This window comes from Neobacillus ginsengisoli, from assembly GCF_030813055.1.
Genome location: NZ_JAUSTW010000001.1, coordinates 707,939 through 733,782, shown reverse-complemented (window position 1 = coordinate 733,782; position 25,844 = coordinate 707,939). Strand labels below are relative to the sequence as shown.

The following is a 25,844-nucleotide window of genomic DNA, read 5'->3' as shown; positions in this document are numbered from 1 at the left end:
TTTACAGTAAGTAATACTTATAATTCTCAATGCTTATTGTATCAATACAGGACTTTCGTTGATAAATTCAAACAATTAATAACTAATTCTACCAATTTTTTAAATTATAAAGAAAGTATCATTTTCTAAAAATGAAAAAAATCGACTTCACTATATTGATAGCAAATGTTACGGCACACCTTTACCCAGTATATTTTCAACACAAAGTAAACTATGTAGTATTCCCTTGGTGTCGATTTTATGATTTTAGCTATATAAATCAACATAGTTTACAAATTAAATATAAAAAATGAATTCTACATATTTTATAGGAAGGATTCCTATTGGAGGTATCTCCAAAAGAAAAGGACTTCTCTAGCACAAAAAAGCCTAATTCCTAAGACAATAAGGAATCGACTTTTTTATTTATCCTTCTTCAACAATAGCGCCCGATTGCGGAAGATCAAGATAATTATTATGATTGCTACTTTAGCTTGTTGAAGCACCCTACTTATTATACAGCTCATTACTAATTCACTTAAATAACATTAATTCCTCTGATTACCTTTTTTTAAGTTAAAGGTGTTATTTTTTATCTGCCTTATTTTTCTCTGGGATGCAGATGATACTGGAATATCTTCTCTCGTACCTAAAGATTTGTTTTAAAAAAACTATTGATGAACGTTCCTCGAGAATGTTCTACTTTCGACGGCACACTTGGAGGTAAAAAGAGTGAACATTAGAGAAGGTCTGATACCAACTGTTTTAGGTACAGCGGTAACTGCTACTGGTTACGCACTGAAACAGAACCGCCGAAGCAATAAAATGGTGGCTAATACTATATTCGGTTTTGGGTTAGCACACATTGTATTGGGTACGATTGACCTTATTGAGCATAGTCATTAACACTTTAAGGAGTGAAATGATTGGAATTACAAAGTCAAATAGAAGCTTCGTTATATAAAATTATAAGCAAGGGCTTGGTACCTTTACTAAAAAAATGCCAAATATAGTAAGAGCATATAATGAATTTACAGAAATATGTTTTCAAGAGGATACATTAAGTAAGAAAGAAAAGCAATTAATAGCACTTGGCATCAGTATTCATGCCCAAGATGAATACTGTATCATTTACCATTTAAAGGGATGCTTGGATCAAGGGTGTTCAGAACAAGAAATATTAGAGGCAATCGGAGTAACCGCTGCATTCGGCGGCGGTGCAGTAATGAGTCAGGCAGTAACCTTAGTACAACGAGTAATGGATGATTTCAATAAAATAAAGCAATAAGAACTAATTCTGAAGAATAAAACCTTAAATAACACCTAATTAGCAGTCCAACTAATTTGAATTGGACTGCTCTTTCTGGTCGGTATATTAATGTTTACATTTAGAAACCGTATAATTTACACCAAATAAGTAAACTGATATTAAGGAGCTGGCTGTTTTACAAAATTCCAGCCATTCAAAGATTAATCTCATAATATTTTTTTGTTTTCTTAGTATCACAGCGAAAATTAATATTTTTATTATATCAAGCATATATGATAAAGGAGAAGCTACAGAGAATAGGAAGAATAAGTCTTCCTGATTATTAGGGATTAATCTTTTTTAAGATCTGATAAATCTTCATCCTCACCGAATTCAGTGAAATAATTCAAATTTCTTTTGCCAACCCGGTTCATATCATATGTTGATTTTGGCTCTGGATCAAATAATAGACTTATGCAAACCAATCCACTTATTCCAACAAGGGCATACATTAATCTTGATAAAAAGGAACCTTGCCCGCCAAATATCGTTGCCACCAAATCAAATTTAAAAAAACCAATCAATCCCCAGTTAATTGCACCAATTATAGTTAGGGCTAAGCCAATCATTTGTATCACTCTCATGGTTATACACCTCCTTTTTATCCTATAAAAACTTCGTTTAATGCAAGACAAAGTAATTTATGGAACATTAATGAAAGGAGGGTTTGTTATTAGTAAGTTTAATGCTTCTAAATTAAGAGTAACATTTATGCCCCCTGCTTCCGAATCCAGTCCAGTTGATGGTCGAAAGTATACCTTGACACATTCTGATATAACTGGAGAATTATTTTTAAGCATTGGTTGTTCCTACAACCTTTCAGTCATTAATAAAAATTTGCGAGACGAGTTTTTAGCAGAATGGATTTCACTAAAAGGGCACTATCTGCTTAGAGGGAAAGTTTATGTGAGTGGAGGAGAATTCGACGAGTCTACTTCCATAAGGAGGTTTCAAATCTTCCAGCGAGAAGCTACTCTTGCTCTAACTGCCATAATTTATGCTGATCGTAAATTTTTCACATTCCATCCTAATTTATCCAACTCGCCTATATTTATACAATTCAATTCCACTTTTCCACAGCTCAATCAAGAACTTTACTATGGGACACCTCGTCAATATATAAATTAAATTACCTACTATTTTATATAAATAACCCATCCATACGAACCATACCAATGGAGTGGTGCTTAAATATGGAAGGGTTTGAGCCATTTGATTATTGCAGAACGGTATTAAATCACGTTGACACGCTCATCAAGTTTTATTTTATCTTCTTCCTCTGATAGAAAAGTAAACCATCGTTTTCGAAATGCAATTTGTGGACCATCTGCAAAGACATGAGCTTCCATTCGAAGTGCTTCAGGGATTGGTCTCGGATGCTGACTTTCTACGACAGATTTATCCTCATCTAACACCTTAAGGCTATATTTGGAGAAAATCCCATCCATAAATGGAATATTCCTTCCAAACGTACGTCCAGCATACCCGAATATCATTGTTTTCTCCTCATCAATGGGAGTAAAGGTTACATAATTGATGAATGCATTTTTAGTACTCTCAACTGGTTTGAGAATCCATTGCTGCGGGAACGAATATTCCAACAATCCTCCACCATTGCGAATGATAATTTTATCTCCTTCATGTGTATAATTAAGTTCTTTTATCTCTTCATTTGCATTCTTTCCTATGGTCTTTTTATGCACGAATACAAGGTGTGCTACGTCTAGTACACTTTCTACCACCCTCGTAAAGTGAGCATTCCAATGTGCTTTATAAGGTGCTAAACGGAACTTAGTATCTTTTAAATCTGGCATTACTTGAAATTCAGGAGTCTCTTTTACATTAGGATCAGGATATATCCAGATGAGTCCAGCCTCTTCTCTTACTTGATAGAACACCGTATGAGCAAACTTTGGAACAGGATTATGCGGCTGAGAGGGAATTTCCACACACTTTCCATCTCCATTAAACTTCCATCCATGGTAATGACACATTAAAGTGTCATTTTTCACACAACCTAGAGATAAATCTGCTCCTCTATGAGGACAATAAGCGTAAATCGCATTTACCTTGCCTTGGCTGTCTCGAAACAGTACTAGATTTCGCCCAATCACTTTTCTTCGAATTGGCTTCTTTTTAATTTCTGTAGAAAAAGCTATCGCATACCAAGCAGAGGGGAATACACGATTAATGTTATCTTCCATTTTTTCTCCTCCTTTTAAATATCAAGAATCCCCTGAACGCATATTAACTTTATTTTTAGAGAGCTTAAATATCCCACAATTTGGTAATACTTTGTGCATTAGGTCCCCATTTACTAAGTCTCTTTTATCCTCAATTAATATTATTGGAATTAGTGGTAATCATTACATATTTTTTGTTTCATTATAAGACAATATAGAGTGAACTCGCAAAGAAAGTTCTTTACCATATCTAAGGGGGAAATTACTTGGATCATTTTCGCCTGTACCGGAAGACAGCCCTGGACGATTTATCATAAGCTTTCAACAGCTGACTCCGTAACAACGGCCGGAAACCTCGGACTTCTGTTCACTTTGTTTGTTGCCATTTATATGGTTTTGGCGGTCTCCGCTATCTTGGTTCTTTTATATTATTTTAAAAAGAATCCAGTCCTTGAAGATATCAATCGTACAGAGCAAAAAAATGTATCACTCACAGGTTCCAATTCCTAAGGAGGGCAAATAGATGGATGTTTACCTGGCGATAACGATATTATGGGGTTTTGTGTTTATTTATTCCATCATGGCTACAATGGACTTTGGTGCTGGATTTTGGTCTATGCTCTACATCAATAAAACAAAAACAAAAGCGACGAATATTGCCAACCGGTATCTTTCCCCTACCTGGGAAGTAACAAATACATTTATCGTAGCCTTGGTTGTAGCTATTTATAGCTTATTCCTCAAAGCAGCCTATACTCTTGGCACTGTGTTGCTGATTCCGGGAAGCATTATCCTGCTCCTTTTGACAGTCAGAAGTGCTTTCCTGGTATTTTCTCATATTGCCGAAGAGTATAAAAAACCACCACTTACGTATGTTTCCGGGATATGCGGAATTTTAATTCCGGGCTTACTTATAAGCGTTCTACCAATCACACATGGAAATTTTGTTGATTTTTCAAATGGCAGCCAACAGCTGAATTTGGCCAAACTATTTTCAAGCATGAATGAGTATGCCTTTTTTGCGTTTGCGATTTCAAGCACGCTTTTTCTTTCATCTCTTTTATTGGCCGATTATTCGAAGGCTTCAAATGAAAAAGAAGCATATGATACTTATCGTCGCGATGCTCTTATTATGGGACCTATTTCTCTGATAACCGCATTTCTAATCTTGCTTACATTAAAAAATGAAACCGACTGGCTCTTTGATAAAATGATGCAAAACTCGCCCATTTTGTTTTTATCATTATTCCTTTTTCTTGTTGGGGGTCTTGGTTTAATTCTTCCTTCCTTTAAACCAGGATACAGAGGGATGCCGCGTCTTTCTGTTATTGCAGTTACACTACAATATATGACTGCAAGCTATGTTTATGGACGTGCTCATTTGCCATACATAATCTATCCAGATGTAACCATTCATTCTGCTTTTACGGATCCAAATTCTTTTAGAGCAGTATTCATTACATACATTGTAGGCTTTGCAATATTATTTCCAGGTTTTGTATACTTTTGGAGTTTATTTATGAATGATAAACGCTATCTTAGGGTAAAAAAGCCCAAGCCAGATATAAAATAATAATTTAATTTTCATCGAAACTCTAACACATTAGGGGGGCTTCATTTAATTTCCACAATTCCTTTTTCTATAGTGGGGGAATCTAAACTTAAATGAATTAAGAGGGTGGAAAAAAGATGGCGGTAAAAGAACAAAAGATTGAGTGACAGACTGTGTAACCGGTAAAATTAGAAATGGAGAAATGGAGTTATTTTTAGAGGATACCTATATTGGAAAAATAAAGCTTCCTAATAATATTCAATATGAATTAGAACATCATTTTGAAGCAGATCAGCAAAAAATATATCAGCATGTCACGGTTACTGATCACCCAGATGCCAAATACACAGAATGTGATGATGGCGGCTGGTGCTAAACTACTTGAATGCAATCCAATGGAATATGTAAATCACTTAAAAAATGTTATTGATTTAGTGCGATGTGCACATAACCCTGTCAAGTAGACAATGAAAAAAAGAGTATACTAAGCTGCGGCCTTTTCTCGGTATTCAATGGGGGAAAGGCCGTTAAATTTTTCTTGAAATCGATCTTTATTGTAAAATTGAATATATTCCTTAATAGCCAGAAACGCTTGATCTATCGTTTTAGGACGAACTAAATACAACTTCTCGGTCTTTAGATGAGAGAAGAAACATTCAATACAGGCATTATCATGGCAATTTCCTTTTCTGGAATGACTTCCTTGTATTTTAAGCTCTTTTACTTGTTTCTCATAAGCCTTGGTTGTATATTGAATCCTTGATCTGAGTGAATGAGCGCTTTTTCAGTAAATGGTTTTCCTTTTAATTGCTTCAAAGTGTCTAACACTAATTCAAGGTCGTTTCTTTCAGATATTTTCCAAGCGACAATCTCATTGTTATATAAATCTAAAACGGCTGATAGATAGGCAAAATTGTCTCCAACTCGTACATATGTAATGTCAGTTACGAGCTTTTCAAACCGATTCTCTGCGTAACATTCTCTGTTTAGGACATTAGGAAATACAACCGAGCCTCTACGTCCGTAGAAAGGTCTTTTCTTACGTATTACTGATTTTATTCCTAATTCCCTCATTAAACGACGTACACGCTTATGATTTACCACAATTATTCCTTCTCTGGATAAAGCCCTCGTCATTCGCTTATAACCATAGTAAGGGTGTAGCTTATGAATTGCTAATATATGCCCTTTAATCGTTACATCCTCTTCCATACGTATAGACATTTTTGAACGACTACCGCGCCATTTATAGTACCCAGCTTTTGAAACTTCGCCAATTTTGAGAAGCCACGCAAGTGGATGATTTCTCCTTAATTCATCAATAATTTGAAACCTTTTAGATTTTAAGACCACTCCTTCCCGTGTAGATTTGGATTGCGCTTTTTTAGATATTCCACTTGCGCTTTCAAATAAGCATTCTCTTCTTCTAAGCTGTTAAAATGCTTTTTATTCCACTGTCCACGATTATCCTCAAACGACTCATTATTTTTTACTTTCTTTACCCACTCAGCAATTTGTGCATCACTGTTTATCCCGAATCGTTCACGAAGCTGACGATAGGACCAGCCCTCCTCCAACTTCAAACGAACTACTTCACGTTTTAATTCTTCAGTATATAATGTAAAGGTTTGTCCTTTTTTTGCCATAGAAAAATCCCCTCCCAGGAAGACTATTAAGAACATCATATCATGTCCTCTTTTTTTAATGTCTACCTGTAGGGGATAATACCAATGCAGTAGATAAAGCATGCTGTTTTCATTTATGGCTAGAAAAACAGCATGCACCTCCTTCCGTTCAACAGCTAAGATTCAACCTTATCTTTTGTATTTAATAGTCGGTTTAATACCAAACGAAGGAATGTGTGTTCAAAAAGCTCAAAAAATATTTTCCGTTCAACAATTACAAGGAAAAACACGACATTTATAATTCATCTACGGTAATTATTATCAGTCGATAAATGAAATATATCCCTAAATAACCCCCAGTTGATAAGAATAATGGATTTAGAAAGATGGAATGGATATTGGTCATAAATACAGTATTATCTTTAATGATTTTATAAACAGACATAGAGGCAATATCTCCAAATATAATTGCTGATACAACGGCACCTAAATTAAAAATAATACGGAATTTCACCTGGAATTTTTGTAAAAAGAACATAATTATAGGAAGTACAATACTTGTTAGAACTAAGAAAATCTTCACAATATCACCTTCTATACACAGACTTAATTAGTGTCTACTCCACAAAATTATTTTGAAATTTATTTTAGTATTTCACTAATATACTAATGAAATTCGTTTCAGAGCATAAAAATAAGTATTAGTTAGACATGCATAATGGGGTGAAAATCATTTTTTTTTAGCTTAATTTAGTTTTTATTATCGTTCGAATAATTTATAGAAGTCTATTACTTTGTGGAAAATCAATTATCTAATAAACAAAAGATGCTAGAGACATTACATGAATTTTGCTACATTCAAACAGTTTCCAAAAACTTTCCTCGCCAAACTTACGTTAGTCGTTAAAAAAATTGGGTGCGAAATCCGCCCAACATTCTATTATGATTGCATGGATTTTGCTTATTATTTCATTTATCACATTTATAACCGCCTATCTTCTTCCAACCGGAGAAAACTTTCTTCTATATACAGCTGCATTAAATGTATTTTTGCTACAGGTCTTTTCTCATATTGGTCAAACTATCATTTTCCGGGGTTATTCGCCTGATGTCATAACGGGGATATTTATGGTAATTCCTTATTCTCTTCTTACTTATTACCACTTGTTTGAATTGAGTCTTATAGACAGACATTTACTATTCGAAAGTATTCCCATCAGCATTTTAATGGTACCAATTTTTCTTATAGGGAATCTTTTAGGAAGTCGATTAATCCGCTAATCAATTTCATCCAATAAATCAGCTAAATAAATTAGGATACCGCAAACATTCCGCTAAATTTCAACATTAAAAAAAGCCCTTAATATAAGCTTCAACACGAGAAATTATATACTAGTTACTTTAAAAGAGCTCCGGAAAGAAAAAAAACACACAATTTTTCAAAATGAAATATCGTGTGTTTTAACAGAAGTTATTTTGATCTTTTAGGTAAAGTATTCCAATTTAGCATTTGGGAAAAACTTTTCCATGTAGGAATAAAGATGACTTTTTATATCCTCTTCTTCCTCTTTTTGATAAATATATTTACCGATGCCGTATTTCCCCCATTTATACCTTCTGGAAGACTCATCTAATTCTAATTTTGTCATCGGGTAATTTTTTCCAATCACTCGCTTAGCTGGCTTCGTGAACCGGTGTTGAATAAATTCAAATGTGATATCGTCCCTTGCATCCATTGGTAATTCTGCGTCAAGTCGTTTAAACAAATGATAATAGCCTTCCTCCCAGCCTTCATGAAGATAGATGGGTGCCACAATGAACCCTAATGGATAGCCAGCTCTTGCCACTTTTCCCGCTGCCTCGATCCGTTTTGCTAACGGAGAGGTCCCAGGCTCAAAATTTTTTATCACATAATCCGCGTTTACACTAAAGCGAAATCTCGTTTTTCCTTTATGTTCAGCATCAAGTAAGTGATCGACATAATGAAATTTTGTGACAAAACGCAGCTTGCCAAACTCCGAATTCCCAAAATGCTCAATAGCCCGCTTTAACGTATGTGTCAGATGATCGAGTCCGACAATATCAGATGTACAAGATGCTTCAAATCTTGTAATTTCGGGCGCTCGTTCTTCCATATACCGATCAGCAGCATCTAAAATATCCTCCACATTTACGTATGTACGAATATAAGGCTTCGAACCCATCGTCGTTTGCAAATAACAATAATGGCAATGCCCCATGCAGCCCGTCGCAAACGGGATGGCATATTCCGCAGATGGCTTCGACGTATCAAACTTAAGTGTTTTTCTTATACCGACTACTAGTGTTGATTTTGCAATCCTATATCTTTGAAAATCAGTATCACCAGGAAGGTTTCTGACTTGATTATGTGAAGTAGTATAACGAATTTCCACATCCATTTTTTCAAATTTTCCCTTTAATTCCTGCCCAAGAGGATATTCCAATGCATCTGGTTCGAAGTAAACGAGCTGCGGCATAAATGGTTTGTTCATGTGACAATCCCCATTCTATTCATATCCAAAATACCGTTCATAGGCCGAGATCGCATCAGCCTCACTTGAGTAAACAGCCATTTCGTTTGTTAGAGGATAATAGGTTTCATATAGAAATATAGCCAATTCACCAGGATTATCCGGATTATTCACAACAGCCGCTTCCTGAACATTTGCAATGTCCTGTGTATGTGGATTACGATAAAAGACGTAGACAACATCTCCTGGATTATGGGAGGTATACTCAGGGTTTACTTTCATTCCCATTCACCATCCTTTAAGTGTTCTTATTTTTATAACAGAACAAACGCAGCAAAGGGCGTAAAATGATTATAATAAAGGCTTATCAACTATTTGTGTAAGCCTCTTTAGCGACTGAGTCAGGTTGTCCGTAACCGGTAACCTTTCCTGCATGTTCCTCATGGTACTTCGATCCTAAACCCGGTTGATTACCGGATTGCCCTCTTTGTTTCTCGCCATTAGTACGTTGCTGGTTTGACAATATAAGCACCCCCTTTGTTCATTAGGATTTGTTACATCCCTGAAGTTATTCGAAGCATGATAAAAAAGAGAAAATAATATTTCCCATTCCTCACTGAAAGCTTGGGTATTTTATTCTTTTTTTGGTTAAAAATAGTACCTTGAGCTTTTATACAGGAGTGAAGGAAAAATGATTCAATGTTTTGGTTGTGCTTTAGATCATTCCAGTGCATTGATTGAGTTTGGAACACCTTTTGTCATCAAGCATATTGTCAATATTGGGCTTGATCAATTTCAAACACCATTGGATAATGACGGCTATATCTAAATAAAAGCAGATGGGCTAAAACCGGAGAAGAGGCAAGAGGCAACTCTAACAAGTCTTTAGTTCGATCAATGGATTATTAGTTTCCTAAAAACACTTAATGATCACCGGAAAAGCACCTACGAATTTTTTACAGTTTTTTTTCCATGCTTTAGTGGAAAATAAAGAGAAACCAATCCATAGGAGGAAAATAAATGAGCGATCAAGATTTTAAAGAAAAGGTTGTTAACATAATCTCTAATCACAAAACAGGCATCCTTGCATCGGTTGAAAATAATAAACCTCATTCACGATATATGACATTTTACAATGAGGACCTAACATTATATTCACCAACGAAAAAGGACACTGAAAAAATGGACGAAATTGAAAACAATCCATACGTATCTGTATTGCTAGGTTATGAAGAGAAAGGACAAAGCGATGCCTATGTTGAAATTTTAGGCACCTCATCCATTAATGATACAGAGGCTTTGAAAAATCAATTCTGGGAAGAATCGTTTAATAAATGGTTTGAAGGTCCGAATGATCCGAACTACGTACTTCTTAAAATACAGCCTGAAACGGTCCGTATCTTAAACCTAACCGGAGAACCACCTCAGGAATTCTCGTTGAAAAACTAATTAGTATTAATAAATTACATCATTGGCTCTTCCTATCATTTTAAATGAAACGAAGAGCCATCAATGATTTCCACATCCTCCCTCGTTTTAATCTCTTCCATTAAATGAAACAGGGCTTCGTCACATTGCTTTTCGCTTCAATCATGCAGTCAATCGAACACTGCCCTTGATTTCTTTTAAGAACTGAAAGAACATATCTATGTCAACAAAATCTGTATGATGACGAAATGCTTTTTGGCTTTTTGGACTGGAAATATGCATTTTTACACGAAGAGGAGAATCCCTCCACGTTTGGATGACTCGATCCCAATGAACTATCCAATCGGGATTTCGATGATGAGCAAGGTGATGATGATAATCGAATACAAGCGGAATATCCAGTTTCTCACATAAGTAAAAAGTATCCTCTAGTATAAATGAAGTATCGTCATTTTCAAGCATCATCATTTTTTAAATCGATTTGGGGACGACCATCCAATTATCGGTCTTCTGATAATTGCCTCTCACATGCACGACACAGCGATGAGTCGGGTCAATCCCCATCCCTTTTAATAGTAAATAATGCATCTTCTACATTTGCTACAGCTACCATACCCATTGACATCATTAGCTTTGGGGGCAAATAAAAGGTTTATAGAAACAAATCTACTTAGTACTACGAGACCGTAAATCAAGCTTGATAAAAATGCACCTTGTCCACGAAACCTCGATTCTACTAAATCGAATCTAAAAAAGCCATAAACATCCATTTTTTTGAAAGTCTTATTCAATTAAATGTCTTTTTTAGAGAACGCAGATGCATCAAGATCTCGTTCTCGATACATTGAGCTACGAACAGCTTCATGCCTTTATTCGGCGAGAACGACTCGATCGCCTTAATCAATCCAATCGTCCCAATCGAGATCAGATCATCCATATTGGTTTCCAATTTCCTTAATAGTTTGTAACTTGTTCAAATTCACTTTCCCCCTTGAATTTGATTGTGTTGTTCTTACACTCAAACCAACGAGGGGAGGGAAAGACCGTGGAAAACAAAATAAAAAAATGACCTCATGCAACGAGGCCAACAATGTCTTTCCATACAATTTCAATTTCAATATTATTTCCGATCTTTGTATAAAAAATTGCTTCAATGTAGTCTCTCAAAATGTTATTTGCTTCAACCTCGGAAAGTTGCTCTCCTCCAGTGAGGACTTTTCTAATTTTGTTCAACGTTATCTCCACAAAGTCTAGTTCGTTTGACTCCTCTTGGTTCCGGAGCTGTTCTATTTGCTCCTCTAGCCTTGAAACGAAATGTTGCGAATGCAATGAATGAAAATAAAAACGGCGGCCGACTTCTGTTGGTATTTTTGAAGGTAACTTTGCAAAGTAGCTCCAATACTGCTTTGGATATTATTTGTTGCGGAAGACACCATATTAATTAGTTCTTTTCGTTTTGCCCATATTCCCAAAAAACAGATAATTTGAAGAAGAATCATACCAAGAAAGCCCATATCAGATGTTTCAGTAGCACGATATAAAATCACCGCAATGCCAAACAATATCGTCAGCAATAAGGCCATGCCAATTTTCATAAGTTGAGCATGTACAACCTTCATAGCCCAATCAAACGCTGTTTGTTTCCTTCTTGGAACCAATGCCAAAAGTAATGAAACCGGTGCGAAAAGCAAAGGAACAAACGCTGCACGCTGGAAAATCCCATCATCGGACATCATTTTATTTTTTTCTTGTTCAACTTCTTCTTTAGCTTTATTTCTTCGGTCTTATTATAATCCTTTACTCAACTAATGCAAAATATATGTTAGGAATATTCTAGAAATAATTAAAGCCAAACAATATCAATCGTTGACGTAGCTCTCTCCTTTTTTGTATCGTGATCAGTAGTTGTATTGCTGCTAAACAAAATCTTTTTGATGAAAGTTTTCAAAAATGCGTTACAATCCTCCGGCTCGATTTCTTCCAATTTGTCTAACATTCCAATCGTATATTCTAATCTTTCTTGTTGCTCTTCTGTACTGTCTAAGTTCTCTAATTGAGTGTTCTTTAACTCAATTTCTTGAAGTATCCTTTTGATTTGTTGTTCGTTTTCCTCTTTTATATCAGCAAATTCAGTTTTGCTTATTTCTCCATCCATTCTCATTACATTAAGGTTTCTTTGACGCTTTTCAAACTTATCAAGCTGCTTCTCTAAAGCTGCCTTTTCAACCAACAACTTTTGTTCGATTTCAGTCGTATCAAGAGACTTAATTTTTTTGAGCTCTTGTTCAAAATCTGCTTTTCTTTCTTTGATTTTTTGAAGTACAAATCTTTCTACCTCAATATATTTAGCTCCCCGATCTTTACAGCTGTTATTTGAAATTTTGTACGAACAGGATTTGATGAAATCGTGCTGACCATCAGTTTGTAAGTATCTCTTCCTTCCACAACAATTGCAGTAAATCAAATTTTGAAGCCTTCTTGTAGCCTTCTTCTTGTTAAAGAATGTCTTATCCTTATTCTCTTCTAAAATCTGCTGTACTTCCAAGAATTGCTTTTTTGGAATGATTGCTTCATGAGCATCTTCAACGAATACTTCATCAACTACTCGTCCATTAACTCTTCTTTTGGCTTGAACTACTCCACGATATACAACATTCTTCCTTGCTGAAGAAATATGAGAAGTTGTTAAAATTTTACCTCTTCTGCTTCTCCATCCTAGCATATCTAATTGTTTTGCAATTTCATTTGCACTAACTCGTTCAAGAGTTTTTTGAAAGATGTACCTTATTATCTTTGCTTCCTCTTCAACGACTACTAATTTCTGGTCTTCGTTTTTTGCATACCCTAATGGAACTTGATTACTCATTGTCCACCTGCCTTGTTCAGCAGCTGCTAATCGACCACGACCTAAACGTTTTCTAATTTGTTTGTACTCAAAGTTTGCCAGCATTGCTTGAAACGAAAACATCATTTCATTACTTTCTTGTGTTAGATCGATTGCTCCTTGAGGAGTTAAAATTTTGATGTCATTAGCAATCAGCATTGTTTTGATTTGTTCTGCATAGGCATTGTCACGAGAAATCCTGTCAATGTCCATCACTAAAAGGTAATCGTATTCGTCCAAATTGTCCAAAAGTAAATTTAATTGAGGTCGTTCTGTGTTTACACCGCTTGAAATTTCTTGATATATGTCGTAAGTTAGCTTATGTTGATTTGCAAGTTTAATAAGAGCATTACGATGATTTGTCAAAATCTCTTCAATATCCAATTGTTCTTCATTTCGGGATAAACGCAAATAAATGGCTGCTAATGGCATTTAGGTCACTCCAGATTCTTTACTTGTACCAAGAATGATAGCATATTTTTTACCCAATAAAAATAGAAAATTAACATCTGTAACTTTGCCAACTGTCCCATACATCGTAATCACGACCGTATCACCGATCTTATACTTCGGTTTTTTCCTTTTTTCCATATCCTCCATCCTCTCGGGTGTTGAGCCGTGAATTTTGATTACAATAGTATATGCACTGGTTGCCATACCCGCGCCTGTAATAAAAAAGAAAATCGCCCTTGGGTAAAAGGCGATTTTTCATATTATCCTTCCAATAAAACGTATTGCTGCCATGCCTCATCGAAAACAGTCATCGAATCCAAATAATGTCCGTTTAATTCAAGATAGGAACTTACTTCATGATAATCCTCAGATGTTTTTGGAAAACTGTGGTCTACATAGGCATGGTTAGCAAAGGTACTGATTGCATCTTTAGGAGCAGGGTGCCTATATTTCATTAAAAAATGATAAAAAGATTTACTCATAAAAAACGCCTTTCTTTCCTACGTATATATTTTCTTATGAACACTATAACGGATTCAGCCTTCATCGTCTAGCAACCAAAAGAAAAACAGTCTGTGTACAGACTGTTCAGCATTTATGAAAAAAAATCAAAATAATTTTTCTTTAATACTCTTGGAATTTTCATTAATTCGTTAAAGGTAATCGTTTTTTCAATCAATTTACAATTAATTAAAAATAATTGATCCTCAATTTCTTTTACCGTCTGCTCACTTTGATAGCTCATGGTACAGTCATTACAGGTAAATGTGGGGGTTTCAGTAATTTCGATTGCCCGTGTACCGTCAGGCAATTCCCAAAAAACAGAGGAATTGATCCTTTTTAAATTTGTGCTATGACACCATTCGCATTCTTTACTCATAAACCCTCCCCCTAATCCTTGATCGATTCTGTCCCATTATCGGTATTTTCATTTTTCTTGTTACCTTGTTCCTTTTGAGCTAATGCCTGAAACTTCTTTTCCTTCATCTCATCCCTTTTACCCCGTTTATCCTTCAAAGAACTATGTGCAGGGTCCTGGTTATATTCCTTACGCCGATTTAATCTCGTTAAGCCTTCCGGTACAAGATTAAACTGTTGATCATTCATAATTCCTGCGATTCCCGCAAGAGACCTCTTTTCTTCCAAATCATTATATACCTCTTGAAAGTAGCCTTCCGCCCTCCCCGGTATATAATTTTCAGGTTCCGGATATGAAGTTATAACGCCTTCAAAATTGCGTAATACTACCTTGTCTGTGCTTTGCGAGATTAAATAATTCGGCTGCAGGGCAATTTTCCCGCCGCCGCCAGGAGCATCCACAACAAATGTCGGCACTGCGTAACCGGAAGTGTGTCCTCTAAGACCCTCAATAATTTCGAGGCCTTTTGAAACGGGTGCACGAAAATGCCCAATCCCCTCTGATAAGTCACATTGATAGATATAATAGGGTCGAACACGAATTTTCACGAGATCATGCATGAGTTTTTTCATGATTGGCACACTGTCGTTTATTCCGGCAAGGATAACGGATTGGTTGCCTACCGGGACACCGGAATTGGCGAGCATTTCACAAGCTTTTTTCGACTCCTCGGTAATCTCTATCGAAGTATTAAAATGGGTGTTCAACCAAACTGGATGATACTTTTTCAAGATATTACAAAGGTTTTCTGTAATTCTTTGCGGGAATACAACAGGTGCCCTCGTTCCAATACGAATAATTTCAACATGGTCAATTTCCCGCAAATTTTTCAAAATATATTCCAATATATTATCATTTATCAGAAGCCCATCACCGCCGGAAATCAATACATCCCGAACCTGCGGGGTTTGCCTGATATACGAAATCGCTGCATCCAGCTGCTTTTTCGGTACCCCCATCCCGATTTGCCCGGAAAAACGTCTTCTTGTACAATAGCGGCAATACATTGAGCATTGATTGGTAACCAGAAACAGTACCCGGTCGGGATATCTATGTGTCAACCCCGGAGCCGGTGAATCTTCATCCTCATGCAATGGATCTTCGAGGTCATATTTCGTTTTATGAATTTCCTTTGAAACAGGTACCGATTGCATTCGAATCGGACAGCGCGAGTCATCGGGATTCATTAGTGAAGCATAATATGGTGTAATATTTAAAGGAATCGTTTTGGTTGAAATTCTTACCCCTTCTTCTTCATCCGGTGTTAAATGAATAACCTTTTTTAAATCATCTAATGTACGGATCGTATTGGTAAGCTGCCATAGCCAATCGTTCCACTGCTCATCTGTTACGTCTTTCCAAAGCTCAATTTCTTTCCAATGTCTTTTCGGCTTATATAAAAAGGATTTCATTGAAATTCCTCCTATCCCTCTTTATAAAATAATATGCAAGAATTGTGCCAACTTCATAAAACAGGATAGGAATCGTATTTATTAACAAGATGTTTCAGTAAAAATAAAAAAGCGCCGAAATATCGGCAGCTCATTCCAATGACTTTTTTAACTTGTATTGCAGAGTTTGCCGTGGAATCTCTAAAAGCTTTGCGGCTTGGAGGATATTCCCATTAGTGAAATTCAAGGCTTCAGTGATTAAACGATTCTCTAACTCTTCGATATTTTTTCTTAAAGAAAGATTCCCTTTATTGTTTACGTTACTTTTTATCCGTGATGATTGCTGTCTTAACATTATTGGTAAATCCTTCTCTTCAAGCAGCACCCCTTCACAAACATTCATCATATATTCAATCGTATGCTTCAGTTCCCGGACATTGCCGGGCCATTGATAGCACATAAAGAAAGCCTCTAATTTACTCTCCATTCCCCTAATGTTTTTATTCAATTTTTGATTAAATCCTTGAATAAAATAATCGGTTAAAAAAAGAATATCTTCCCTTCTTTCCCTCAAAGGAGGAAGCGAAAAAGTAAATACATTTAAACGGTAATACAGGTCCGAGCGAAGCTTTTTTTCTTGAAGTGCCTTATCCGGATCCTCATTCATCGCAGCAATGACCCGGACATTCACAGATATGTTGTGTGAACTGCCAACTCTTCGTATCATTCCATCCTCTAATACTCTTAATAGCTTTGCCTGTAATTCAATCGGCATCGTGTGAAGTTCATCGAGGAAAAGTGTTCCCCCATCTGCCAGTTCGAATAGCCCTTTCCTTTCAACTGCACCTGTGTAGCTCCCTTTAGCTGTGCCAAAAAGAATACTTTCGAGTAATGCTTCAGGGATAGCGGCACAGTTTTGTGCGATAAAGGATCCATCACCATGGAGCGATTCGTGATGTATGCCTTGAACCAGTAATTCTTTACCTGTTCCGCTTTCACCATAAACTAAGATTGGAGAATCCGATTTTGCCAGCTTTCTTGCCTGATCTTTTAAACTGGAAAAGCTGGGGCTGACGGTCATTAAGTCATTTAATGTGAAGGTTACTTGCTTCATCGTCTTCTTGGAGCTGCTTGTGTTTATACCTCTCTGTAAATCTAAAAGTCTTTCCGCAAGCAGCTTCATTCGTGAATAGTCTTTAGCTATTTCCACGGCACCAATGATTTTTTTTTCTAGAAAAATAGGAAGGGTCGTATTCATTGTATCAATTCTTATGCCATGTAAATTCACATAAACCTGGGTCTGATTATAAATGGGTTTCCCTGTTTTAATCACTTTTAATAAGGTGCTTGATTCCTCCGTTAAGGAAGGAAATGAAGCTAATAAATGTTTTCCTAGTACCTCTTTCACTTCCATTCCATCGTGTCTGGCAGCTACCTCGTTATAAAAAATCGTTGCCCCTTTAATATTTACAACATGGATGCCTTCATCAATGCTTTTTAGAATTGCAGTAAGAACTTCTTTTGTTAAAGCGGTTAGTTGCTCCATCGTCTTCACCTTCCCTTAATCACTATATGAGAAGGTGCCGATAAATTGTCGCCTTTAGCAGAAATTTTAGCAGTTTGCCAGATTCTTCACCCACATATTCATATCTTCAAGCTTGTCATAAATATAGCAATTGTTCATGAATCTGCCGCGATAGTTATAGTCAAGTTGAAATAAAACGGCATTCATGCCAAAGGATAATGACCTAGCAATGGAATAAGCACAAAAAATTCCTTTACTCTTCAATTCCCTTTCAATTTCACGAAGAATAATTTTCATCAGACCATATTTGCGATGCTCTGAAATAGTAGCACAGTCGGTTAATTCGGCATTTTTATAAAAATAATTAATTTCCGCTGAAGCAGCGCTCACGATTTCTCCTTCATGGAAAAACACATAGTAGATTGTCCCTTCCTTCATCGTTTTTTTTACATATTCCGGATCGTGTAGTGGAGTTGGATAAATTTGAAAAACCTTCAGGTATAGGGCAGAAAGCTTATCAGCACAGTTTTCATCTGCTTTTTTCAATTCGTACTCTTTTGGCGGAGATGTTTTTTCAACGGATGAGGACAATTGATAGATACTTTGTACCATTCCATCCTCGGTAATCCAATGGTCGTTTTTCTTCCGTTCAAGAGTATAAAATTTTGAAAAAAAGTAGGCATTCGATCCAAGGAAATAACGGTCAACTACCGCTTCAGGCTGTAAGCCTTTTTCAAAGAAAAAGAGAAAATCTTCGGTTCGTCCCTTAATTATTAGCTTTTCGACTTGATGTTGAGAAATAAGTGCCTCTGTTTTTTCTAATAGTATTTTCAGATTTCCTCGATAATCGTCCACGCGGATTCTTTTATTAAAAGGATCTAGATAAACTTCAAGATAATAATTACTTTCTTCAAAAATTTTCGTAGATGCTGTTTGTTTCATTGACTCCTCTCCTTCTCTGTTAAAAAATGCCTGACCGCCCTGCGGCCAGACATCTGTTATCAATCGGTCTTAAAGCTAATCAACTTCAGTTCAGTCATTTCTTCCACAGCATATTTAATTCCTTCCCTGCCCTTGGTAGGCAAACGCACCTGTTACCATTCTGCTCTTTTGACTTTCATTTAAATGATTTATTTTACCATTTCCGATAATTAAAATTATTCTTGTTGTTCTATGCCTTTTGGCAACAATCGGAGATGGCTTTTTCCAAAACCTCCAGTCCTTCTTGAAATTGTTCATCAGTGATAACCAGCGGGGTTAAAAGACGAATCACATTCCCATATAAACCGGCAGACATAATAATAAGCCCCTGTTGATGTGCAGTTTGGATAATTTTTTGCACCAATTCTTTATTAGGTGTTTTGGAATCAGCATCCTTAACAAATTCAATGGCACACATTGCACCGATTTGGCGAACGTCTCCGATTTGTGAATATATGCTTTTAAGGTTATTAAAGCGTTCTTGAAAAATTTTTCCGATTGTAAGGGCACGATCTAAAAGCTTTCCTTCTTCAATGGCTTTCACAACTTCAAGTGCCGCAACACAGCCCAGCGGACTGCCACCATATGTTCCGCCAATTTCTCCAATATTAGGAGCATCCAATATTTCCGCACGTCCCGTTACTGCACTTATTGGCAGTCCGGCGGCGATCGATTTTGACATGATCATCAGGTCCGGGACGATATCAAAATGTTCAACAGCAAACATCTTCCCCGTTCTGCCAAAGCCTGTTTGAACTTCATCGGCAATAAACAAGATGCCATGCTTTTCACAAAGTGATTTCACACTTCTTACAAATCGTTGAGATGGAATCACAAACCCGCCTTCCCCTTGAACAGGTTCCATTATTACAGCAGCAATTTCTTCAGGCGGGACCTCGCTCTGAAAAAAAGTCTCAAATCGTTGGAGAAGGGCATCATCCAATTGTTCCGGAGAATCAAATTCGGAGCGATAATAATATGGATAAGGCCATTTATATGTCTCTGGTGCAAAAGGCCCGAATTCATATTTATACGGTTTCACCTTGCTCGTTAAAGACATCGCCATATAGGTGCGGCCATGAAAACCCCGCTCAAATGAAATAACTGCTTTTCTTCCTGTATATTTTCTTGCTATCTTAACCGCATTTTCCACTGCCTCGGCACCGCTGTTTAAGAAAAATGTTTTTTTCTCATGACTGCCGGGAGTTATTCGATTTAACGTTTCTGCCAATTCAATATATGGCTCATACATCATTACATGGAAACAAGGATGCAGATAGGTATCAATCTGGCGGTGAAGAGCTTCCACCACGCCCGGCGGGCAATGACCAACATTTAGCGACCCGATAGCTCCGGCAAAATCAATAAATATGTTACCGTCAATATCTGTGACCATTGCACCCTCACCTTTTACAGCAAAGGTTTGAATGGTATTAAACGGTCCTTTTGGGACATTCTTAAATTTCCTTTCCAGCAGCTCTAATGCTTTCGGACCTGGAATTTCTGTTCTTATGCGGATCGAACCCTTATGATTTTCATTCTTCTTACTCATGCACCTCACACCATTTCATTAAAGTAAGAGCAATAATCTCACTTGAAATAAACAGATCTTCAAGATCAATATGTTCATTTGCATCATGAGCCGTTGCTGTGATTCCCGGTCCAAAAACAACAACCGGAGTATTTCCGACATTAGAGAGAATACCGCCATCTGTCCCCCATGGACTTGCTTCAATAAGAGGGGCTACCCCCTTAATGTCTATGAAACTTTTAGAAAGTTCCTTTATTAATGGGTGGTTGGTTTCAAGATTTCCCGGAAGCCATCTTCCTCCAAACCATTCAATTTGAAGTGGATTCTCTTTGAACCATTCATCTTTTTGGTTGAGCTCCTGTAAGCAGTCCGTCATTTCCTGTTGGGCAGCTTCAATTGTTTCTTCTGGTGACACTCCCATTCTTCCTTCAATAATCGTCCGATCAGGAACCGAAGATGGCCATTCACCGCTTGTTATTTTTCCAATATTGATTGGAATCGGAATCGGGATTTTATCAAAGAGGGGATCGGTGATCGATGCATTTCTATCTTTCTCTAATTTTTGTAATCTCTCGATGACAAGCAGTGATTTCTCGATGGCACTAACGCCTTCATACCTTGTTCCGCCATGTGCGGCTCTGCCTTTAACCGTAATTCTAAACCACATGGAGCCTTGCTGTTTTGGGAAAATTTTCAGATTAGTCGGTTCGGGAATAATAGCTCCATCCGCACGATAGCCACGTAAAACGGCAGCAAGGGTACCCGCACCGCCGCTTTCTTCTTCGATGACACTTTGAAAAATAACATCCCCTTTAAGCTTTACGCCCGTTGCAATCAACGATTCCATTGCCAACAGAAGCGCTACGCTCCCCCCTTTCATATCCGTTGCTCCGCGTCCGTAAAGCTTACCGCACTCAATCGTTCCGCTAAATGGGTCATGCTTCCAATTCTTTTCGTCACCAACTGGGACAACATCAATATGCCCATTTAATATAATCGATTTTCCACCGCCTGAGCCCTTTAGTACTGCTACCAAGTTAGGGTTACCTTCAAAGTTTTGACGGTCACAGCAAAAAGCAGGATGTTCTTTTAGCTCTTTTCCGCCAATTTCCCAAATATCCAATGTTAAGCCAAGCTGCCGGCATTTTTCAATGATAATCGCCTGTGCACTGCTTTCATTTCCGCGTGTGCTGTTTTCCCTTACCAGTATTTGTAAGAACCTTGCTCCTCTTGCCCGATTCTCCTTCAGCCAGTTTTTGATACTATTCTCCTTCTTATTCAAACGATTCCCTCCTTTAGGGCAGCATGGAAGCATTAATAAGGTATTCGCCGAACATTTTCACAAATCATAAATTCACAATCCGTTTTCTGCCCTACATCTCCAAGGTCATATGGAGCAAATAGTTCAGTTAAAAATAATCCCTTCTCGGTGACTTGAAAAACAGCTAACTCTGTCACAATGAGATCTACACAGGCTTTCGTTGTTAATGGCAATGTACACGATGTGACAATTTTTGAATTCCCTTGCTTATCACAATGGTTCATTAAGACAATCACTTTTTTTGCTTTATGCGCAAGTTCCATTGCCCCTCCCATTCCGGGCACTTTTTTTCCTGGAACAATCCAATTTGCAAGATCCCCATTTTGGCTGACCTGGAGCGAACCTAAAATGGTAATATCCACTCTGCCTCTGCGAATCATCCCAAATGAAACAGCACTGTCGCAGTAAGAACCGCCACTTTCCAGGGTAACCGGAAATCCTCCTGCATTGCATAAATTTTCATCTTCTTTACCCTTCTCAGGGCTGGGTCCCATTCCGGTAATTCCGTTTTCCGCATGAAACATAACCATTATTTCCTTTGATAAATGGTTGGGAACAAGCGACGGAATACCAATGCCAAGATTTACGACCATTCCATTACGGATTTCTTCCGCTGCCCGCCTTGCCATTTGATTTCGGATATCTACTCCCATGCCCATTTCCAATTCACCCCCTTAGAAGGAATAATATAGTCAACGAACACTCCAGGGGTAATGATTTCTTCGGGATTAAGACATCCAACTGGAACAATTTCTTCTACCTCAGCAATTGTTATATCACCGGCCATGGCGACAAGCGGATTGGTATTACGGGCACTTTTGTCATAGATTAAATTCCCGAATGCATCTGCCTTTTTGGCATAGACAATTGCCACTTCAGCCGTAAGGGCTGTTTCAATAAGATAATCCTTCCCGTTAAGTTGAAAATGCGGTTTGTTCCTTGACACCAACTCATTATCCATCCCGATATCCGATAAAATCGCCGGCAGCCCCACACCCCCTGCCCGAATTCTTTCAGCTAATATCCCTTGCGGAGAAAATTCAACCTCAAGCTTTCCGGCATGCATTAGCTGCCCTGCAACAGGATTTGAACCGATATGTGAGGCAATTACCTTTTTGGCTCTTCCTTGACTGACTAATTTACCTATGCCAATATGCGGAAAACCTGTATCATTTCCGATTAATGTGATATCACAAATCCCTTTTTCTAGTATTCCATCAATTAATGCCGGCGGGGATCCAACACCTCCAAATCCTCCAAACATCAAGGACATTCGGTCATGAAAAAACGCCAAAACTTTCTCTAATGCGGTAATTTTTCCGAATGGGTTTTCCATCTATACATCACCTTCCCTATCATCATCATTTAGATGGGCTGATAAGGCTTCCAAACTCTCTTTTAATAATAAAGCCAGTTCTTCAATCTCCCTTTTTGTTATAGTTAAGGGAGGTGAAATAATAATTGAATCACCATTTACACCGTCAATTCCCGCACCCGCAGGATAAATGAGCAAACCTTTTTCTTTTGCAATGGAAATTATTTTTTGAGTGATCATTGTTTTTCTCGGAAATGGGGTTTTTCTGTCACGATCCCCGACAAACTCTAAACCGAGCAACAATCCTTTTCCACGAACATCACCGATAAACGTAAATTGATTTTTTAATTTTTCAAGCTGGTTTCGCAGGTAAACGCCTTTACATTCTACTTCTTTCATAATCTCGTTTTTTTCTAAGTATTCGAGAACGGCTAATGAAACGGCACATGATTGGGGATTGGCACTTAATGTATGCCCGCTCATGACAGATTTAGTTCCTGCCAAAATGGGCTCCATGACTTTTTCACTTGCGAGGGCAGCTGCTATTGGTGCATATCCTGCACCCATCCCTTTTCCAAGCGCAACAATATCAGGGACAATCCCCCACTGTTCGCACGCAAGCATCGTGCCCGTCCGCCCAAATCCTGTCATAACTTCATCCGCAATAAACAGTATGTTATGATCCTCACAGATTTCCTTGATTACTTTAAAATAATCTTTTGGCGGTGCTATCGCACCTCCCGCTGCTCCAATTACGGGTTCGGCAATAAAGGCGGCAATTTTATCTGCTCCGATGCGGTTAATCGCTGATTCCAACTCTTGTGCGCATAAATAGCCGCAAGAGGGTGCTTCAAGTTTGTATGGACAGCGGTAGCAATACGGGGGATGAATAGCAGGAAAATCCTCTAAAAGCGGTGTAAACCTCGCCCTTCTGACCGGATGTCCGGACATTGAAAGCGCCCCTAAAGTGATTCCATGGTAACTAACCCATCTCGATAACACCTTTGTTTTCGTTTGAATTCCTTTTTCCTGCCAGTATTGAATCGCCATTTTCATCGCGGTTTCAGTCGCTTCGGAGCCGCTGTTGACAAAGAAACACCAATTAAGATCACCCGGTGTCATTTCGGCAATTTTATTTGCTAACCTTTCTGCCGCTTCACTCGTAAATTGCGAGCGATACACGAAAGATACTTTTTTTGCTTGCTCATTCATCGCCTCAATGATTTCCTGCACTCCGTGGCCAATATTAGCCGTTACTGCGCCTGATGCGGCATCAAAGTATTTTTTCCCTTCCATATCAAATAAATAGACCCCTTTGCCGTAATCAATAACAGGGTATGATTCATCGAGCATTGGTTTAATTAAAAAAGACTGTTCCACAGTTACACCACTTCCTTATCTAAATAAGTCAGGCCATTAGTAAATTGTATGAAACGTTTTATGATACTTTCGTTCTTTTTACATCTTAAAGGGGAAATAAAAAAAAGACTGACCGGAAAAAAAGTTTTCCTGAGTCAGCCTTTTATTTTTACGATTTAAAAGGTCCAGCTTGCACCAATAATGATTAATAAAATAAACAACACCACAATTAAGGCAAACCCGCCAAAGCCAAAGCCTACTCCACATCCCACAGCCGGATAAGCCGGATAACCGCAGCAGCCATCATATCCATATCCATATCCATAATGCATAATTCACATTCACTCCTTGAGAAATTGTTTCCTTCCAATTTTACATTATGAAGTGGGTACTTGACCCGTATGTGCATTCGCCTAGATTATGAATAATGATTACTAACGGATTACCAAAAAAACATAAAAAAAGCCGCAAATCTGCAGCTTTTATTTATGATTTTATTTTCCAAAAAGACGGAGAAATTCTCCATAGCCTTCTGTTTCAAGTTTTTCTTTAGAAATAAACCTGAGTGCTGCGGAATTAATGCAATAACGCAAACCCGTTGGATTAGGGCCGTCGTTAAACACATGCCCGAGATGAGAATCGGCCGTTTTGCTCCTTACTTCTGTCCGAATCATAAAATGACTTTTATCTGCTTTTTCAATAATCTCTTCCTCTTGAATCGGCTTTGTAAAGCTTGGCCAGCCGCATCCTGCATCAAATTTATCCAGAGAACTAAACAAAGGTTTACCTGAAACAATGTCCACGTAAATTCCCTCCCGATTTTCATTCCAAAATTCATTTTTAAATGGAGGCTCTGTTGCATTGTTTTGAGTCACCTCATACTGCATCGGTGTTAAGTTCTTTTTTAACTGAGATAAATCTTTATTATTCATGTTCTCCCCTCCAATGCTTTTGAATAAAACCGGTGCGGCCTGATCCAACATGATAAGACTCGTAGTGGGCGCGATTTTTCTTATAATAGTGTTGATGGTACTCTTCCGCAGGATAGAATGTCTTCGCGGGCAAGACGGGTGTAACAATCGGTTTGTTAAACCTTCCGCTTTCTTGTAGCCTGTGTTTTGATTCTTCTGCTAACCGTTTTTGAGTTACATCATGGTAAAAAATTGCGGTTTGATAGGACTGACCGCGGTCGTAAAATTGGCCGCCCGGGTCGGTTGGATCAATTTGCTGCCAAAATAAATCGAGCAATTTTTCATAGGGGAAAACTTCGGGATTATAGGTAATCTGTACAGCTTCAAAATGACCGGTAGTATCAGAACAAACCTGTTGGTACGTCGGGTTTTCCACTGTACCGCCTGTATATCCCGAAACAACCTTAATAATCCCCGGCTGTTCATCAAACGGCTTTACCATACACCAAAAACAACCGCCGGCAAAGGTTGCTAATTGTTCATTTTTTTCCATGTTCCCACCTCAAAATCTTCCATTTTTAATTCTAGTATACAGAATCACTTCATAAAAATAAAATTAGTTCATTCCAATTTGAGGCAGATTTTATTAGGCACCTACCTAAACAAGTTTGAATAGATTATGTTGT

The 25,844-nt window shown here is 37.6% G+C and carries 31 protein-coding genes and 5 pseudogenes; 9 read left to right on the top strand and 27 right to left on the bottom strand.

The window, feature by feature from the left end:
• Positions 1-711 precede the first annotated feature (711 nt).
• The gene (locus tag J2S10_RS03940; RefSeq protein WP_307404578.1) at positions 712-885 is read left to right on the top strand and encodes an asparagine synthase; all 174 of its coding nucleotides are present in this window, start codon (positions 712-714) and stop codon (positions 883-885) included.
• 58 nt (positions 886-943) lie between these two features.
• Positions 944-1,267, top strand: a pseudogene (locus J2S10_RS03935) (carboxymuconolactone decarboxylase family protein); the annotation flags it as partial.
• Positions 1,268-1,578: 311 nt separating this feature from the next.
• Here the strand turns inward: J2S10_RS03935 and J2S10_RS03930 are convergent.
• Entirely contained in the window at positions 1,579-1,872 is a 294-nt protein-coding gene (locus J2S10_RS03930; RefSeq protein ID WP_307404577.1) for a DUF378 domain-containing protein, read from the bottom strand.
• A 40-nt stretch (positions 1,873-1,912) separates the two neighbouring features.
• On the opposite strand from J2S10_RS03930, the gene J2S10_RS03925 reads away from it, so the two are divergent.
• Positions 1,913-2,416 carry a staygreen family protein gene (locus tag J2S10_RS03925; protein ID WP_307404575.1) on the top strand — a complete coding sequence of 168 codons (504 nt, stop codon included), beginning with the start codon at positions 1,913-1,915 and terminating at the stop codon, positions 2,414-2,416.
• A gap of 104 nt (positions 2,417-2,520) precedes the next feature.
• Here the strand turns inward: J2S10_RS03925 and J2S10_RS03920 are convergent, their stop codons facing one another.
• Positions 2,521-3,492 carry an aromatic ring-hydroxylating oxygenase subunit alpha gene (locus J2S10_RS03920; protein ID WP_307404573.1) on the bottom strand — a complete coding sequence of 324 codons (972 nt, stop codon included), beginning with the start codon at positions 3,490-3,492 and terminating at the stop codon, positions 2,521-2,523.
• A gap of 237 nt (positions 3,493-3,729) precedes the next feature.
• On the opposite strand from J2S10_RS03920, the pseudogene J2S10_RS03915 reads away from it, so the two are divergent.
• From J2S10_RS03915 to J2S10_RS03905, 3 genes and pseudogenes are all read left to right on the top strand, one after another.
• A pseudogene (locus J2S10_RS03915) lies at positions 3,730-3,981 on the top strand (cytochrome ubiquinol oxidase subunit I); the annotation flags it as partial.
• A gap of 13 nt (positions 3,982-3,994) precedes the next feature.
• Positions 3,995-5,044 carry a cytochrome d ubiquinol oxidase subunit II gene (locus tag J2S10_RS03910; RefSeq protein WP_307404571.1) on the top strand — a complete coding sequence of 350 codons (1,050 nt, stop codon included), beginning with the start codon at positions 3,995-3,997 and terminating at the stop codon, positions 5,042-5,044.
• Positions 5,045-5,225: 181 nt separating this feature from the next.
• Positions 5,226-5,399, top strand: a complete 174-nt coding sequence (locus J2S10_RS03905) for a YusG family protein (protein WP_307404570.1) — start codon at positions 5,226-5,228, stop codon at positions 5,397-5,399.
• A gap of 108 nt (positions 5,400-5,507) precedes the next feature.
• Here the strand turns inward: J2S10_RS03905 and J2S10_RS03895 are convergent.
• Both J2S10_RS03895 and J2S10_RS03890 read right to left on the bottom strand, forming a co-directional pair.
• A pseudogene (locus J2S10_RS03895) lies at positions 5,508-6,669 on the bottom strand (IS3 family transposase).
• Between the two features lie 274 nt (positions 6,670-6,943).
• Positions 6,944-7,231 (bottom strand): transposase, encoded by a 288-nt coding sequence (locus tag J2S10_RS03890; RefSeq protein WP_307404568.1) that lies wholly within the window; start codon positions 7,229-7,231, stop codon positions 6,944-6,946.
• Between the two features lie 359 nt (positions 7,232-7,590).
• Here J2S10_RS03890 and J2S10_RS27380 point away from each other — a divergent pair, with 359 nt between their 5' ends.
• Complete coding sequence (locus J2S10_RS27380) at positions 7,591-7,929, top strand: HXXEE domain-containing protein (protein WP_370876156.1); 339 nt, start codon at positions 7,591-7,593, stop codon at positions 7,927-7,929.
• A 203-nt stretch (positions 7,930-8,132) separates the two neighbouring features.
• Here J2S10_RS27380 and splB read toward each other — a convergent pair whose 3' ends face one another.
• From splB to J2S10_RS03875, 3 genes are all read right to left on the bottom strand, one after another.
• On the bottom strand, positions 8,133-9,161 hold the full coding sequence (gene splB / locus J2S10_RS03885) for a spore photoproduct lyase (protein ID WP_307404566.1): 1,029 nt from the start codon (positions 9,159-9,161) through the stop codon (positions 8,133-8,135).
• Positions 9,162-9,176: 15 nt separating this feature from the next.
• A complete protein-coding gene (locus J2S10_RS03880) occupies positions 9,177-9,422 on the bottom strand; it encodes a transcriptional regulator SplA domain-containing protein (protein ID WP_307405142.1) in 246 nt (81 codons plus the stop codon).
• An 85-nt stretch (positions 9,423-9,507) separates the two neighbouring features.
• Positions 9,508-9,663 (bottom strand): hypothetical protein, encoded by a 156-nt coding sequence (locus J2S10_RS03875; protein ID WP_307404564.1) that lies wholly within the window; start codon positions 9,661-9,663, stop codon positions 9,508-9,510.
• Between the two features lie 168 nt (positions 9,664-9,831).
• On the opposite strand from J2S10_RS03875, the gene J2S10_RS03870 reads away from it, so the two are divergent.
• Both J2S10_RS03870 and J2S10_RS03865 read left to right on the top strand, forming a co-directional pair.
• On the top strand, positions 9,832-9,969 hold the full coding sequence (locus J2S10_RS03870) for a hypothetical protein (protein WP_307405168.1): 138 nt from the start codon (positions 9,832-9,834) through the stop codon (positions 9,967-9,969).
• A gap of 191 nt (positions 9,970-10,160) precedes the next feature.
• Positions 10,161-10,589: a pyridoxamine 5'-phosphate oxidase family protein gene (locus J2S10_RS03865; protein WP_307404562.1), complete on the top strand. Its 429-nt coding sequence runs from the start codon at positions 10,161-10,163 to the stop codon at positions 10,587-10,589.
• Between the two features lie 35 nt (positions 10,590-10,624).
• Here the strand turns inward: J2S10_RS03865 and J2S10_RS03860 are convergent.
• The 20 genes and pseudogenes from J2S10_RS03860 to msrA form a co-directional block, all read right to left on the bottom strand.
• Positions 10,625-11,159 (bottom strand): annotated as a pseudogene (locus J2S10_RS03860) (UV DNA damage repair endonuclease UvsE); the annotation flags it as partial.
• Entirely contained in the window at positions 11,138-11,338 is a 201-nt protein-coding gene (locus J2S10_RS03855; protein WP_370876155.1) for a DUF378 domain-containing protein, read from the bottom strand. The gene J2S10_RS03855 and the pseudogene J2S10_RS03860, both read right to left, overlap by 22 nt.
• Before the next feature lie 26 nt (positions 11,339-11,364).
• Positions 11,365-11,508 (bottom strand): annotated as a pseudogene (locus J2S10_RS03850) (sigma factor); the annotation flags it as partial.
• Positions 11,509-11,639: 131 nt separating this feature from the next.
• Positions 11,640-11,801, bottom strand: a complete 162-nt coding sequence (locus J2S10_RS03845) for a hypothetical protein (protein ID WP_307404559.1) — start codon at positions 11,799-11,801, stop codon at positions 11,640-11,642.
• A gap of 65 nt (positions 11,802-11,866) precedes the next feature.
• Positions 11,867-12,304 carry a hypothetical protein gene (locus J2S10_RS03840; RefSeq protein ID WP_307404557.1) on the bottom strand — a complete coding sequence of 146 codons (438 nt, stop codon included), beginning with the start codon at positions 12,302-12,304 and terminating at the stop codon, positions 11,867-11,869.
• Between the two features lie 107 nt (positions 12,305-12,411).
• Positions 12,412-13,884, bottom strand: a complete 1,473-nt coding sequence (locus J2S10_RS03835; RefSeq protein ID WP_307404555.1) for a recombinase family protein — start codon at positions 13,882-13,884, stop codon at positions 12,412-12,414.
• A complete protein-coding gene (locus J2S10_RS03830) occupies positions 13,885-14,043 on the bottom strand; it encodes a hypothetical protein (RefSeq protein ID WP_307404553.1) in 159 nt (52 codons plus the stop codon).
• Positions 14,044-14,165: 122 nt separating this feature from the next.
• The gene (locus J2S10_RS03825) at positions 14,166-14,387 is read right to left on the bottom strand and encodes a YozE family protein (protein WP_307404551.1); all 222 of its coding nucleotides are present in this window, start codon (positions 14,385-14,387) and stop codon (positions 14,166-14,168) included.
• A 113-nt stretch (positions 14,388-14,500) separates the two neighbouring features.
• Positions 14,501-14,785, bottom strand: a complete 285-nt coding sequence (locus tag J2S10_RS03820) for a YokU family protein (RefSeq protein ID WP_307404548.1) — start codon at positions 14,783-14,785, stop codon at positions 14,501-14,503.
• A gap of 11 nt (positions 14,786-14,796) precedes the next feature.
• On the bottom strand, positions 14,797-16,236 hold the full coding sequence (gene kamA, locus J2S10_RS03815; protein WP_307404546.1) for a lysine 2,3-aminomutase: 1,440 nt from the start codon (positions 16,234-16,236) through the stop codon (positions 14,797-14,799).
• A gap of 130 nt (positions 16,237-16,366) precedes the next feature.
• Positions 16,367-17,761 (bottom strand): sigma-54 interaction domain-containing protein, encoded by a 1,395-nt coding sequence (locus J2S10_RS03810; RefSeq protein WP_307404544.1) that lies wholly within the window; start codon positions 17,759-17,761, stop codon positions 16,367-16,369.
• Between the two features lie 66 nt (positions 17,762-17,827).
• Complete coding sequence (gene ablB, locus J2S10_RS03805; RefSeq protein WP_307404541.1) at positions 17,828-18,682, bottom strand: putative beta-lysine N-acetyltransferase; 855 nt, start codon at positions 18,680-18,682, stop codon at positions 17,828-17,830.
• 229 nt (positions 18,683-18,911) lie between these two features.
• Entirely contained in the window at positions 18,912-20,273 is a 1,362-nt protein-coding gene (gabT, locus tag J2S10_RS03800; RefSeq protein ID WP_307404539.1) for a 4-aminobutyrate--2-oxoglutarate transaminase, read from the bottom strand.
• A complete protein-coding gene (locus tag J2S10_RS03795; RefSeq protein ID WP_370876141.1) occupies positions 20,266-21,567 on the bottom strand; it encodes a peptidase in 1,302 nt (433 codons plus the stop codon). Before J2S10_RS03795 ends, gabT begins: the two co-directional genes overlap by 8 nt.
• Positions 21,567-22,232 carry a 3-oxoacid CoA-transferase subunit B gene (locus tag J2S10_RS03790; protein WP_307404534.1) on the bottom strand — a complete coding sequence of 222 codons (666 nt, stop codon included), beginning with the start codon at positions 22,230-22,232 and terminating at the stop codon, positions 21,567-21,569. The genes J2S10_RS03795 and J2S10_RS03790 overlap by 1 nt, the downstream gene beginning before the upstream one ends.
• A complete protein-coding gene (locus J2S10_RS03785; protein WP_307404531.1) occupies positions 22,217-22,909 on the bottom strand; it encodes a CoA transferase subunit A in 693 nt (230 codons plus the stop codon). The genes J2S10_RS03790 and J2S10_RS03785 overlap by 16 nt, the downstream gene beginning before the upstream one ends.
• Complete coding sequence (locus J2S10_RS03780) at positions 22,910-24,268, bottom strand: aspartate aminotransferase family protein (RefSeq protein ID WP_307404528.1); 1,359 nt, start codon at positions 24,266-24,268, stop codon at positions 22,910-22,912. It lies immediately after the preceding gene.
• A 155-nt stretch (positions 24,269-24,423) separates the two neighbouring features.
• Positions 24,424-24,579, bottom strand: a complete 156-nt coding sequence (locus J2S10_RS03775) for a YjcZ family sporulation protein (protein WP_307404526.1) — start codon at positions 24,577-24,579, stop codon at positions 24,424-24,426.
• Positions 24,580-24,741: 162 nt separating this feature from the next.
• The gene (gene msrB / locus J2S10_RS03770) at positions 24,742-25,179 is read right to left on the bottom strand and encodes a peptide-methionine (R)-S-oxide reductase MsrB (RefSeq protein ID WP_307404524.1); all 438 of its coding nucleotides are present in this window, start codon (positions 25,177-25,179) and stop codon (positions 24,742-24,744) included.
• Positions 25,172-25,711: a peptide-methionine (S)-S-oxide reductase MsrA gene (gene msrA, locus J2S10_RS03765; RefSeq protein ID WP_307404522.1), complete on the bottom strand. Its 540-nt coding sequence runs from the start codon at positions 25,709-25,711 to the stop codon at positions 25,172-25,174. The genes msrB and msrA overlap by 8 nt, the downstream gene beginning before the upstream one ends.
• Between the last annotated feature and the right edge of the window lie 133 nt (positions 25,712-25,844).

Excerpts from the sequence above, each read along its gene's own strand:
- J2S10_RS03825 (WP_307404551.1), bottom strand. The coding sequence starts at position 14,387 with ATGAGTAAATCTTTTTATCATTTTTTAATGAAATATAGGCACCCTGCT.
- J2S10_RS03840 (WP_307404557.1), bottom strand. The coding sequence starts at position 12,304 with ATGATGTCCGATGATGGGATTTTCCAGCGTGCAGCGTTTGTTCCTTTG.
- J2S10_RS03905 (WP_307404570.1), top strand. The coding sequence starts at position 5,226 with ATGGAGTTATTTTTAGAGGATACCTATATTGGAAAAATAAAGCTTCCT.
- J2S10_RS03855 (WP_370876155.1), bottom strand. The coding sequence starts at position 11,338 with ATGGATGTTTATGGCTTTTTTAGATTCGATTTAGTAGAATCGAGGTTT.
- J2S10_RS03795 (WP_370876141.1), bottom strand. The coding sequence starts at position 21,567 with ATGCTTCCATGCTGCCCTAAAGGAGGGAATCGTTTGAATAAGAAGGAG.
- J2S10_RS03775 (WP_307404526.1), bottom strand. The coding sequence starts at position 24,579 with ATGCATTATGGATATGGATATGGATATGATGGCTGCTGCGGTTATCCG.
- J2S10_RS03930 (WP_307404577.1), bottom strand. The coding sequence starts at position 1,872 with ATGAGAGTGATACAAATGATTGGCTTAGCCCTAACTATAATTGGTGCA.
- J2S10_RS03820 (WP_307404548.1), bottom strand. The coding sequence starts at position 14,785 with ATGAGTAAAGAATGCGAATGGTGTCATAGCACAAATTTAAAAAGGATC.
- J2S10_RS03865 (WP_307404562.1), top strand. The coding sequence starts at position 10,161 with ATGAGCGATCAAGATTTTAAAGAAAAGGTTGTTAACATAATCTCTAAT.
- J2S10_RS03790 (WP_307404534.1), bottom strand. The coding sequence starts at position 22,232 with ATGGGCATGGGAGTAGATATCCGAAATCAAATGGCAAGGCGGGCAGCG.
- msrA (WP_307404522.1), bottom strand. The coding sequence starts at position 25,711 with ATGGAAAAAAATGAACAATTAGCAACCTTTGCCGGCGGTTGTTTTTGG.
- J2S10_RS03880 (WP_307405142.1), bottom strand. The coding sequence starts at position 9,422 with ATGAAAGTAAACCCTGAGTATACCTCCCATAATCCAGGAGATGTTGTC.
- ablB (WP_307404541.1), bottom strand. The coding sequence starts at position 18,682 with ATGAAACAAACAGCATCTACGAAAATTTTTGAAGAAAGTAATTATTAT.
- splB (WP_307404566.1), bottom strand. The coding sequence starts at position 9,161 with ATGAACAAACCATTTATGCCGCAGCTCGTTTACTTCGAACCAGATGCA.
- J2S10_RS03910 (WP_307404571.1), top strand. The coding sequence starts at position 3,995 with ATGGATGTTTACCTGGCGATAACGATATTATGGGGTTTTGTGTTTATT.
- J2S10_RS03830 (WP_307404553.1), bottom strand. The coding sequence starts at position 14,043 with ATGGAAAAAAGGAAAAAACCGAAGTATAAGATCGGTGATACGGTCGTG.
- J2S10_RS03810 (WP_307404544.1), bottom strand. The coding sequence starts at position 17,761 with ATGGAGCAACTAACCGCTTTAACAAAAGAAGTTCTTACTGCAATTCTA.
- gabT (WP_307404539.1), bottom strand. The coding sequence starts at position 20,273 with ATGAGTAAGAAGAATGAAAATCATAAGGGTTCGATCCGCATAAGAACA.
- J2S10_RS27380 (WP_370876156.1), top strand. The coding sequence starts at position 7,591 with ATGATTGCATGGATTTTGCTTATTATTTCATTTATCACATTTATAACC.
- J2S10_RS03920 (WP_307404573.1), bottom strand. The coding sequence starts at position 3,492 with ATGGAAGATAACATTAATCGTGTATTCCCCTCTGCTTGGTATGCGATA.
- J2S10_RS03835 (WP_307404555.1), bottom strand. The coding sequence starts at position 13,884 with ATGCCATTAGCAGCCATTTATTTGCGTTTATCCCGAAATGAAGAACAA.
- J2S10_RS03785 (WP_307404531.1), bottom strand. The coding sequence starts at position 22,909 with ATGGAAAACCCATTCGGAAAAATTACCGCATTAGAGAAAGTTTTGGCG.
- J2S10_RS03925 (WP_307404575.1), top strand. The coding sequence starts at position 1,913 with ATGCAAGACAAAGTAATTTATGGAACATTAATGAAAGGAGGGTTTGTT.
- J2S10_RS03870 (WP_307405168.1), top strand. The coding sequence starts at position 9,832 with ATGATTCAATGTTTTGGTTGTGCTTTAGATCATTCCAGTGCATTGATT.
- kamA (WP_307404546.1), bottom strand. The coding sequence starts at position 16,236 with ATGAAATCCTTTTTATATAAGCCGAAAAGACATTGGAAAGAAATTGAG.
- msrB (WP_307404524.1), bottom strand. The coding sequence starts at position 25,179 with ATGAATAATAAAGATTTATCTCAGTTAAAAAAGAACTTAACACCGATG.